The organism is Haladaptatus sp., assembly GCF_049589095.1.
Taxonomy (GTDB): domain Archaea; phylum Halobacteriota; class Halobacteria; order Halobacteriales; family Haladaptataceae; genus Haladaptatus.
On the sequence record NZ_JBAWAC010000618.1, the window covers coordinates 1 to 10,372 of the forward strand.

At 61.7% G+C, this 10,372-nt stretch carries 11 protein-coding genes and 1 tRNA gene; 5 read left to right on the top strand and 7 right to left on the bottom strand.

Annotated features, from left to right (window positions below; all coding sequences use genetic code 11):
* Positions 1 to 223: 223 nt before the first annotated feature.
* The 4 genes from WBV42_RS19540 to ilvA all read right to left on the bottom strand — a co-directional run bounded on the left by WBV42_RS19540 (position 224) and on the right by ilvA (position 2,206).
* Positions 224 to 305 (bottom strand) — tRNA-Ser (locus tag WBV42_RS19540).
* Positions 306 to 347: 42 nt separating this feature from the next.
* The gene (locus WBV42_RS19545; RefSeq protein WP_423987521.1) at positions 348 to 536 is read right to left on the bottom strand and encodes a hypothetical protein; all 189 of its coding nucleotides are present in this window, start codon (positions 534 to 536) and stop codon (positions 348 to 350) included.
* Between the two features lie 8 nt (positions 537 to 544).
* Positions 545 to 925: a Rid family detoxifying hydrolase gene (locus tag WBV42_RS19550; RefSeq protein WP_423987522.1), complete on the bottom strand. Its 381-nt coding sequence runs from the start codon at positions 923 to 925 to the stop codon at positions 545 to 547.
* A 69-nt stretch (positions 926 to 994) separates the two neighbouring features.
* Positions 995 to 2,206 carry a threonine ammonia-lyase gene (ilvA, locus tag WBV42_RS19555; RefSeq protein ID WP_423987523.1) on the bottom strand — a complete coding sequence of 404 codons (1,212 nt, stop codon included), beginning with the start codon at positions 2,204 to 2,206 and terminating at the stop codon, positions 995 to 997.
* 237 nt (positions 2,207 to 2,443) lie between these two features.
* On the opposite strand from ilvA, the gene WBV42_RS19560 reads away from it, so the two are divergent.
* Entirely contained in the window at positions 2,444 to 4,786 is a 2,343-nt protein-coding gene (locus WBV42_RS19560) for a DEAD/DEAH box helicase (protein ID WP_423987524.1), read from the top strand.
* Here the strand turns inward: WBV42_RS19560 and WBV42_RS19565 are convergent.
* A complete protein-coding gene (locus WBV42_RS19565) occupies positions 4,755 to 5,441 on the bottom strand; it encodes an HAD family hydrolase (protein ID WP_423987525.1) in 687 nt (228 codons plus the stop codon). The genes WBV42_RS19560 and WBV42_RS19565 overlap by 32 nt on opposite strands.
* 76 nt (positions 5,442 to 5,517) lie before the next feature.
* Here WBV42_RS19565 and WBV42_RS19570 point away from each other — a divergent pair, with 76 nt between their 5' ends.
* The 4 genes from WBV42_RS19570 (at position 5,518) to WBV42_RS19585 (ending at position 9,287) form a co-directional block, all read left to right on the top strand.
* Entirely contained in the window at positions 5,518 to 6,267 is a 750-nt protein-coding gene (locus tag WBV42_RS19570) for a DUF91 domain-containing protein (protein ID WP_423987526.1), read from the top strand.
* A 134-nt stretch (positions 6,268 to 6,401) separates the two neighbouring features.
* A complete protein-coding gene (endA, locus tag WBV42_RS19575) occupies positions 6,402 to 7,433 on the top strand; it encodes a tRNA-intron lyase (protein ID WP_423987527.1) in 1,032 nt (343 codons plus the stop codon).
* Positions 7,430 to 8,989 carry a tryptophan--tRNA ligase gene (locus WBV42_RS19580; protein ID WP_423987528.1) on the top strand — a complete coding sequence of 520 codons (1,560 nt, stop codon included), beginning with the start codon at positions 7,430 to 7,432 and terminating at the stop codon, positions 8,987 to 8,989. The genes endA and WBV42_RS19580 overlap by 4 nt, the downstream gene beginning before the upstream one ends.
* A 61-nt stretch (positions 8,990 to 9,050) precedes the next feature.
* A complete protein-coding gene (locus tag WBV42_RS19585) occupies positions 9,051 to 9,287 on the top strand; it encodes a hypothetical protein (RefSeq protein WP_423987529.1) in 237 nt (78 codons plus the stop codon).
* A gap of 72 nt (positions 9,288 to 9,359) precedes the next feature.
* On the opposite strand, the gene WBV42_RS19590 is transcribed toward WBV42_RS19585, so the two are convergent.
* Complete coding sequence (locus tag WBV42_RS19590) at positions 9,360 to 9,884, bottom strand: hypothetical protein (protein WP_423987530.1); 525 nt, start codon at positions 9,882 to 9,884, stop codon at positions 9,360 to 9,362.
* 76 nt (positions 9,885 to 9,960) lie between these two features.
* Positions 9,961 to 10,372 (bottom strand): class I SAM-dependent methyltransferase (locus WBV42_RS19595; RefSeq protein WP_423987531.1); only part of this gene is annotated, 412 nt, incomplete at its 5' end.

The window sequence follows — 10,372 nt, forward strand, 5'->3', positions numbered from 1 at the left end:
GACGTGGACGCTGCGGACGAACGCCTGTCCGAGAAGTTCTCGACGGTTTGCGAACGGGAATCGCCCGAGGAGCAGGCGACCGCTGCCGGACACCCGGCGGCCTGTCACCTACACGATTCGGCGACGGAACCGGACGAGCAATGGGAGTGGGCGTCGGTGGACTGACTCCCGCTGGCGTTCTGAAAACACGGCGAGTGCTTACGGTCCTGTTCGCGGAGAAATACGCCGGGACTGGGATTTGAACCCAGAATCCCATACGGGAACACGCTTTCCAGGCGTGCGCTTTGCCATTCGGCCATCCCGGCTTACCTGTTGGTTACCGGGTGCGGTGTTTAAACCCTTCTTTTCTAATCGAGTGCCCCGTGGGCGATGTGGGTGAGTATCGGCGTACCGATCGCCACGACGAGCGTCGTCCCGACGATCACCGGAACCGAGTAGCGATAGCCGGTGACCAACTGGTACCCCTGTAGGAGGACGAGAAACGCGAGCGCGCCGACGACGCCCCACAGGAGACTCGCCTTGACGCGAGGATTCACAGCTATCCTTACTCGGTGCTGGCGATGGCCTCGATTTCGACGCCGACGCCCTTCGGCAGGTTCGCCACTTCGACGGCGCTACGGGCCGGTGGGTTGTCCTGGAAGTACTCCTTGTACGATTCGTTCATCTCGTCGAAGTCCTCGATGTCGTCCATGAAGACGGTCACTTTCAGCACGTCCTGCATGTTCAGACCTTCCTCTTCGAGAATGCCTTTGACGTTCTCCAGGCTCTGGCGCGTCTGCACCGAGATGTCCTCGTCGGCGAGGAGTTCGCCATCGGGCGTCATCGGGATCTGCCCTGCGGTGAAGAGGACGTCACCGTTCTTCGTCGCCTGACTGTACGCACCAACCGCCTCGGGAGCGTCCTGCGTGCTGATGATTCGCTTCATGCACGTCACTTCGGCCCGTGGAACTTAAACCTACGTCAAAAGGGGGCGAAAAATCGATCACCGATCCGCTCAGACCAGCACTTCCACGTCGAACCCGTTCTCTCGCAGGGAGTCGAGGAGGTTGTCGACGTGCTCCGGACCGCGGGTTTCGAGGTCCAGTTCGACCTCCGTCGCGTTCATGCCGATGTCGCGGGAGGTACGGTCGTGCTGGATGGCGTAGATGTTCGCCTGTGCATCCGCGATGACGTCGAGGAGTTTTCGCAGCGAACCGGGTCGGTCCTTGAGCACCGTCTTGAGTTTGACGTAGCGCCCGGTTTCCACGAGTCCGCGCACGATGACGGTCGTGAGGAGGTTCATGTCGATGTTACCGCCGCTGAGGACGGGGACGACCACCTCGTCGTCCGCGTAGTCGAACTTGCTTCCGAGGATCGCGGCGAGACTCACCGCACCCGCACCCTCCACGAGCGTCTTGCCGCGTTCGAGCAGGTAGGAGACTGCCACCGCGATTTCCGAATCCGAGACGGTAACGACCTCGTCAACGCGGGCGTCTATCACGTCGAACGTCCGCTGGCCGACGCTCCGGGTGGCGATTCCGTCCGCGATGGTATCGACGCTGTCGAGCGTCTGGACGCTCCCCTTCTGGAGCGAGTCGGCCACGCTCGATGCGCCCTCGGCCTGCACGCCGATGACCCGAGCGTCGGGGTTCCGTCCCTTGATCGCGGTTGCGATGCCGCTGATGAGGCCGCCGCCACCGATGGGGACCACGACGGTTTCGACCTCGGGAAGATCGTCCATGATCTCCAGTCCGATGGTCCCCTGCCCTGCCATCACCTTCTCGTCGTCGAAGGCGTGGACGTAGGTCCGGCCCTCCGCCTCCTCGATTTCGTGGGCGCGCTCGGCGGCTTCGTCGTAGTCCTCTCCGTAGAGGATGGCCTCCGCGCCGTAGTTCTCCGTCGCACGCACCTTCGAAATCGGAGCGTGTTTCGGCATGACGATCTTCGCATCGACGCCGCTTCGGGTGGCCGCGAGTGCGACACCCTGCGCGTGGTTACCCGCGCTGGCCGTGACGACACCGGCTTCCTTTTCGGCCTCCGAAAGCGTCATGATGCGGTTGGTCGCGCCGCGGATCTTGAACGACCCCGTCCGCTGAAACGTCTCCAGTTTCAGGTGGACTTCCGCACCCGTCATCCGAGTAAAAGTGTGAGAGTAATCGAGCGGTGTATGCCGGGCCGTCTCGGCCACCCGCTCCCGCGCCGCCAACACGTCTTCAAGCTCTAGCATAGTTGTCGGTAGTTTTTGCGACGCTTTATCGTTTAGGAAGTGTCCCCGCGAATTCGTTGACGTTCGTCACCGCGAGACCGATTTCAAGTGAATACCCAAAGAAACGAAGCGCAACGAGACGGTCGTTGCGTGACCGTATCCGGGAGCGGCTTCGCAATTCTATCACTTTCTCATCAAATGTCTGCTGACAGCCCGGTACAGAAACGCCTTTTTGCTTTCCACTCTGCCTACGAAACGATGCAGGTCTCCGAGGCGGTTCCAGGGTTCGCGGAGGCGTTCGCCTTCGAGGAGTTCAACCGGATGCAACGCGAGATGCTTCCCGCGCTGCTCGAAAGCGACGAGAACGTCGTTGCCAGCGCGCCCACGGCGAGCGGCAAGACGGCGCTCGCGGAACTCGCCATCTGCAAGGCGCTGCGCGACGACGGCACCGCGCTGTTCATCGCCCCGCTTCGGGCGTTGACCAACGAGAAGGAAAGCGACTGGGAACGCTTCGAGGACCTCGGTTACTCGGTGTACGTCGTCACGGGCGAACGAGAGTTGAACCCGCGACGCGCCGAGCGCGCGGACATCCTCGTGATGACGCCCGAGAAGACCGACTCGGCGACCCGGAAACACGACTCGTCCCGCTACTCCTTTATCACCGACGTGGACTGCTGTGTCATCGACGAGGTACACCTGCTCGATTCGGAGAAGCGCGGGGCCGTCCTCGAAGTCACCATCTCACGCCTCCGCAGGCTCTGTGACCCTCGTATCGTCGCGCTTTCCGCGACGATGCCGAACGTGAGCGACGTGGCCGATTGGCTCGATGCGCCGCCGGAGACCACTTTCGAGTTCGGGGACGACTACCGCCCCGTCGACCTGCACGCGGACGTGAAGACCTACTCCCACGGGGACAACTCCTTCGCGGACAAGTATCGCAGGCTGTATCGTGCGCTTGACCTCGCGGAGCCACACATCCGCGAGGACGGACAGGCGCTCGTCTTCGTCGCCTCGCGGCAGGACACCGTGCAGGCCGCGAAGAAAGCCCGCGACGAAATAGCCGAGCGGGACATTCCCATCGGCGCGCGCGGCGACTACGATTTCCATACCGAAACACAGGAACTGCGAAACGATACCCTCAGAAACTCCGTGCTCGACGGCGTGGCGTTCCACCACGCCGGACTGTCGAAGAACGACCGCGACAGGGTCGAGGAGTGGTTCAAACAGGGGAAGATTCAACTGCTGTTTTCCACCTCCACGCTCGCGTGGGGTGTGAATCTCCCCGCCCGATGTGTCGTCCTGCGCGACACCAAACTCCACGACCCGCTCGAAGGCGAGGTGGACATGAGTCCGCTCGACGTGCTCCAGATGCTCGGACGGGCGGGCCGTCCCGGCTACGACGACGTGGGCTACGGGTGGGTCGTCTGTGACTTCAAGGACGCGGACAAGTACCGAAAACTCCTGCGCGACGGCAAGGAGATCGAATCCCGTCTCGCGGAGGATTTGGATTCCCATCTCAACGCCGAAATCGCGATGGGCACCATCTCGGATCTGGACGATGTGATGTCGTGGCTTCAAACCACGTTCTACTACGTCCGCGCCCAGACGAAACCCGACGAGTACGATTTCGAAAATCACCGCGAGCGCGTCAGAAACACGCTCCAGCGCCTCGTCTCGCGCGGATTCGTGGAGCAGGGCGACGACCTCGAAATCGAGGGCACGGCGCTCGCCATGCTCGCCTCGAAATTTTACCTCAACCTCGACACGGCCGAACGGTTCCGCCGCCTCGCGGAGACCGACGACATCGACGTGCCGAAGGTGCTCGAAACGGTCGCTGGCGCGGCCGAGTTCGACAGCGTGAGTGCCCGTCAAGCCGAGCGTGACGCCATCAATTCCGTCCTCGTCGGACAGGATTCCGGCGACCTCGAAGCGGGCGGGCGGAAGGTGCTCGCCATCCTCCGTTCCAGCATGACGGGTTCGACGCCGGGCGACTTGCGGAGCGACGCGTGGGTCATCCAGCAGAACGCGGTTCGACTGCTTGCGGCGCTTCGTGCGTTCCTGAAACGGCTCGACAGGCCGGTCGCCGCGAATCTCGTCACCCGAATCGAGGCCCGCGTCGAAAACGGCGTCGGCGAAAGCGCCGTCGGTCTCACCGCGATCGATGGGGTGGGTGCCGGGCGGTCCAGCAAGTTGGCGACAGAAGGTCTGGAAACGCCCGCCGACGTGCGCGCCGTTGGCGTCGATGGGTTGGTCGATGCGGGTCTCACCGAGGGCGTCGCCGAACAGGTCGAAGCCAGCGCCCGCAAGCTTCCCGACGTGGAGATCGAATGGGGATCGTTCCCGAGCCGAATCGCTCGCGGCGAGAACGACATGCGCGAGGTCACCATCAAGAACCGTGGTAACCGCGAGCAAGCAGCTATCGACGTGACCGTCAACGGCGTCGAAATGACGGAAAAATCGACGTATCTCGACGGCGAGACGACGATTCCCGTCGGCGTCTTCGGGGGCACGGCCGACGAGATGGAGTTCACCGTCCGCGTCGCGTTCCCCGACCTCCCTCTCCTGCCGGTTACCGACGTTCGGTCCGTGCAGGTCGAGTGAGCAGTTCTTCGTGCAATTCAGCGGGTGAGGAGACGACCACGTTCGCCATCGTGAGGTCGAGTTCTTTCGCACCGTTCGGATAGCCGACACAGTACGTTCCGGCCCGAACGGCCGACTCGACGCCGTGTTCCGAATCCTCGACCGCGGCACACTCGTTGGCTCGATAGTCGAGCAACCCGGCCGCGTACTCGTAGATTGCCGGTTCCGGTTTCCCGGGGGCATCGATATCATCGGCGCTGACGACTTCCTCGAATTCGAGGTCGAAGCGGTCGGTGACGATTTCTATCCAGTCGTGGGGTGACGAGGACACGAGCGCCACGTCGGTCCCGTCCGCTCGTAGGTCGTCCAACAGGTCGTGAAAGCCGTCCATCAGCGAGACGTGTTCGCCGTAGAGGTCCTCGGCGATTCCGTCGTAGAGGGAGATGAACTCCGATTTCGTCACGTCGGTCCCGTACTCTTCGTCCAGATAGTCGTAAATCTCGCGGAAGTTCATCCCGGTGATCTCGTTGTCGCCGATATCCTCCACGCCTACTTCGGGGAAGATGATATCCTCTTCGAGTTCCGCCCAGAAATCCTCCGAGTTCACGATGACGCCGTCCATGTCGAACAGCACTGCCTGTCGCTCTGCTCCTTCCATTTCTTCTATCTCTTCCATTTTCTCTTCGTTCATCCTTTTCACTCAAAACCCTTGGCCCGAACGTTCAAATACGAACACGGAACCAACCCGGGCCATGACAGACACGATTCGCGTGTTCGCCGGTGACTGTATGATTACGACGGACGGCGACACCCACGGCCAGCGGCGTGGCGAAGTCGTCGCCATCCTCAAACCCGACGATACCCTCCTCGTCCACGACGTGGACGGCTATCAACCGGTCGAATGGCTCACCCGCGCGGAAACCGCCCACGCCTCGCTCGACGGAGATTCGTTCACCCTCGTCGCGGCGACGGACGATCATCGCGTTCGCGTCGATTGCCACGCCTGCCACGAGATTTCCCGCTATCCGGGGTCAGTCGCCGGGATTCCCGTCGGAACTTGCCCACACTGCGACGGTACGCTCACGCGAACCAAGGGAGCGGTTTCGTGTCTCGGCTGTCGTGAGGAGTATCCGATTCCGCGTCGGGCCAGTATCGGAACGGAAACGTGTGACTGCGGCCTACCGTCCATGCACGTCGAACGCGGAACCGAATTCGAACTCTGCATCGACCGCGACTGCGGCACCGTTTTCGAGGCCGTGCGGCGACGATTCGACCGGGAATGGGACTGTCCCGACTGCGGAGCCGACATGCGAATTCTGAACAAGGGCAGTATCATCGCGGGATGCGACCGCTATCCCGACTGCGAGGTCGGGTTCGGAATTCCGAACGGGATGATCGTGGATTCGTGTGACTGTGGCCTTCCCGTGTTCCGAACCTCGACAGGTCGTCGGTGTTTGAACACCGATTGCGAGATGTTCGAAGACGGCTGTTTGGAGGGCTGATTTCCCCTTGATGACTGCTCTCTCGGCCGTCCGAATGACGTGTTGACGTGGTAGCAGAACACCGTTCTCCGGACGGTCGGGTGAGTTCGTCCCTGAGTCGTAGTGCATTTGAAGGCCCACATCACAGAAGACGTATGGATGGAAGCCTACGCGACGACGAAGTCCGTGTCGGCGGCGACGCCCGCCAGCGGTACTACGATTCGCGGGGATACGGTCGCCCACTCAGTGGCAACGAGGTAGCGTTTTCACGCGTCGAAGCCGCCCACCTCCTGCTTCGCGGCGACCTCGACTCGGTCGATGGTAACGGATTTCAGAAATTTTTACAGGAATCGACTGGCAACGGATTTGCGGCCCGATTCCTCGTCTACGCAAACCTCCGAGAGCGCGGGTTCTACCTCTCGCCGGATCGAGATGGATGGGTGTCGAACCCCCACCCGTCGTCGGATTTCGTCGTCTACCCGCGCGGGAGCGGCCCGTGGGACGAGGAGGTGTCACACCGAGTTCGGGTCGCGAGCGAGCGCGATCCGATTCCCGTCGCGGAGCTAGGCGATGTGGTCCTCGCGATCGTGGACGAGGAGAGCGAGATCACCTACTTCGAGACCGATCGCATCGAGATCGAGGGGACGACGGATCACGACGTTCCGACCGACCTTTCCGGGTCGATCGTCGGCGACCGCGTGCTGGTGTGGGACGCTCCCGACGAACTCCACGGCAAGGCGTTTTACGGCCAGCAGATGGGTGGACGCGACGCGACGGGGATTCTACAGTTGTCGCTCGTGGAGGCCGCCCATCTCGTCGCGGAGGGTAATCTCGAAATCGGGGGAACGTACGACGACATAGTCGAGCGAGGTGAGGAGGTCGAAGGCGAGCGGTTCGACCGCCGCTTGCTGGTGTATCGAACCCTTCGGGAACATGGCGTGGTCCCGAAGACGGGATTCAAGTTCGGCGCGGATTTCCGGACCTACGCCGACGTGAAGTCGGTGGACGACCTCGGGCACTCGGAGTATCTGATTCGGGTGTTGAACGACGACTACGAGTTCGTCCCGCGTGACCTCGCGCTCGACGTTCGACTGGCGCACGGGGTACGAAAGCAAATGATTTTTGCGCTTATCACGGAGAACGAACGAATAGACACTTGGCTGTCGGTGACACGACTTACACCATGACACGAGACGATTCATCCGAAACGGGCGGACTCCTGCCCGACGGTGGTACCGCAACGGGGGAGGACGACGTCGTCCTCGACCCGTGGGGGTCGGCGACGGTGTCCGACTACCGCAAACTGTTCGAGGAGTTCGGTATCGAGGAGTTCGACGACGTCCTCCCGGCGGTTCCGGACCCACACTACCTGATGCGCCGGAGCGTCATCTTCGGCGACCGTGGCTACCGCCGCGTGGCCGAGGCGATGCAGAACGACGAACCGTTCGCCGCGCTGTCGGGGTTCATGCCGACCGGTGACCCGCATATCGGACACAAACTGGTGTTCGACGAACTCATCTGGCATCAACAGCAGGGCGGGGACACCTACGGCCTCATCGCCGACCTCGAAGCCCACAGCGCCCGTGGCCTTTCGTGGGAGGAAATCGACGAGCATTCGCGGGATTACCTGCTCTCGCTCATCGCCCTCGGGTTCGACGCTGAGACGGGGACGCTCTACCGCCAGTCCGAGAACCGCGAACTACAGGATTTGGCGTTCGAACTCGGGTCGAAGGCCAACTTCTCGGAGTTCCAGTCCATCTACGGCTTCGACGGCGAAACCAACGTCTCGCACGTCCAGAGCGTCGTCACGCAGATGGCGGACATCCTCTACCCGCAACTCGACGAACCGAAACCGACCGTCATTCCGGTCGGTCCGGACCAAGACCCGCACGTCAGGTTGGCCCGCGACCTGGCGGTTCGGATGCGCTACTTCGGCGTGACGAAGGCCTACGCGAGTTTCGAGGCGGACGAGACGGAACTCTCGCACATCGCGGCGGCGTACGAAGCGCGCGAGGAGTACGCCGAGGACCCCGAGATGCCCCGCTGTGAGGACGCGGCGGCGTGGCTCGCCGAGAACGGCGACCCGGACGTTCCGGCCGTCGAGACGACCATCTCGAAGCTCGAAAACGCCGGAATGGAGCCGCTTCGCCCCCGTGTTCGGTTCCTCGACCGCAACGCGACGGAAGCGGCATATGGGGCACTCATCGACGCCATCGAGGGCGAAAAGCGGGTGTTCGACGAGCACATCGACGTGTTCGATTACTCACGGGAGGAAGCGAAAGCCCTCGCCCGAGAAATCGAAATCGAGAACGACGGCTACGGCTTCATCATGCCCTCCTCGATTTACCATCGGTTCATGACCGGCCTGACGGGGGGCAAGATGTCCTCGTCGGTTCCGGCCAGCCACATCAGCCTGCTCGACGACCCCGAGGACGGCTACGACAAGGTAAAGTCCGCGACGACGGGCGGCCGCGAAACCGCCGAAAAACAGCGCGAGTTGGGCGGGAAGGCCGACGAATGTCCGGTGTACGAACTGTACGCCTACCTGCTCGCGGGTGACGACGACGAGTTCACGAAGGAGGTCTACGACGAATGTGTCTCCGGCGAGCGTCTCTGTGGCGACTGCAAGGAACAGGCCGCTCAACTCATGAAGGACTTCCTGGAAGACCACCAAGAGAAGCGCGAGGAGGCGGAAGAACTGCTGGACGGTTTGGACATCGAGTTGGAATCGTCACGCCGATAACCGATTCCCGATTTCGACGCTTCAGAAGTGTTTTGCGGGTTCGGTCTCTATCTCGAGCGTGATGTCACGGCTCCGCTCGTTCGAAGGTTTCGGTGTATCCGGTGTCGTCGTCGGTGTGTTTCTGATCTGGCTCGGGTTTCGAGACCAGATGTGCACTCCCGATAGTAGCGTCGGTAACCCCTGTGGTCCGAGTTTCATCCTCCTCATTCCCGGAGTCATCCTCATCCTCGTCGGTCTCGGTCTCTTCTTCCTGGGATACCAACATCAACAGTCCTCTGCAGCGGACGCCGACGGCTAATCGGACCGACCTCCAGGCGCTTGCTTACCGTTCGACGCATCGCGTTCGTATGGATTTCGATGATCGATACCATCATCCATCCGAGTCGGTATCCCCGTTATCGCCGTCCGAATCGGTGTCGCCATCGTCACTGTCAGAATCAGTATCCCCGTCGTCGCTGTCGGAGTCCGTGTCGCCATCATTGCTATCGGAATCCGTGTCTCCGTCGTCGCTATCGGAATCCGAATCTCCGTCGCTGCTACCCGAATACACGCGTCCATCACGGCTACCACTGCTCATCTTTCCCCCATCACTCTTCGAATCGGGACTCGGATTCGTTCCGGGTTCGGTCCTTCCAGTCCCCGATTTGGTCGAAGGAGGTGCTGTCTTGACGTCGAAACCGATGCTGTAGAGGATCACCGGCGGGAAAACGTATGCGGCAATCGCCAGTAGCGCGAACAGTCGGTTGACGAAGATGAGCAACCCGAATGCGGTGAGTGCCGCCGCGGAAGCCGCGTGAATCGCTGTATGGGTGTACTCGCGGTAGTATACCCACAGTCCGCGTAGCCACCGTCTCCCTGATGACAGTACTCCCCCTCCGATTGCGATGGCGGACATATCGAAACGTTCGCTTCCCACGGGTAAGAACTCAGCTACCACCGATGGCTGGTGTTCCCCCCGCGGTGCCCCGTTCTTATTTCTCCACCACGACGCACGGCGTGGCCGAATCGACGAACTCCTCGTCCTCGGCGTCCACCAGTTCCCAGTAGCTCCGCGTCTCGGCACTGGTCGCTTCTCGAACGGCCTCCTCGCTGATGATGTTCGCGCCGCTCAACACGAGTTCGAACGATTCTCTCCTTCTGCCCTCGAACTCCCGGTCGAACGTCTTTCTACTCTCTTCGTTCGGGTAGTTCAGAACGAGGTGGCCGCCCTCTCGGACGTGGCTGTACAGGCTCTCGATTGCCCGCTTCGGCTCGTTCACGAAGTAGAGCGTGGCGACGCAGTACACCACGTCGAATTTCCGATTCCTATCGAGATTTGGGAGCGAATCGACCGCGAAATGGAGGTTGTCCAATCCTGCTTCCGCCGCCTTCTCGGCGTTGTCC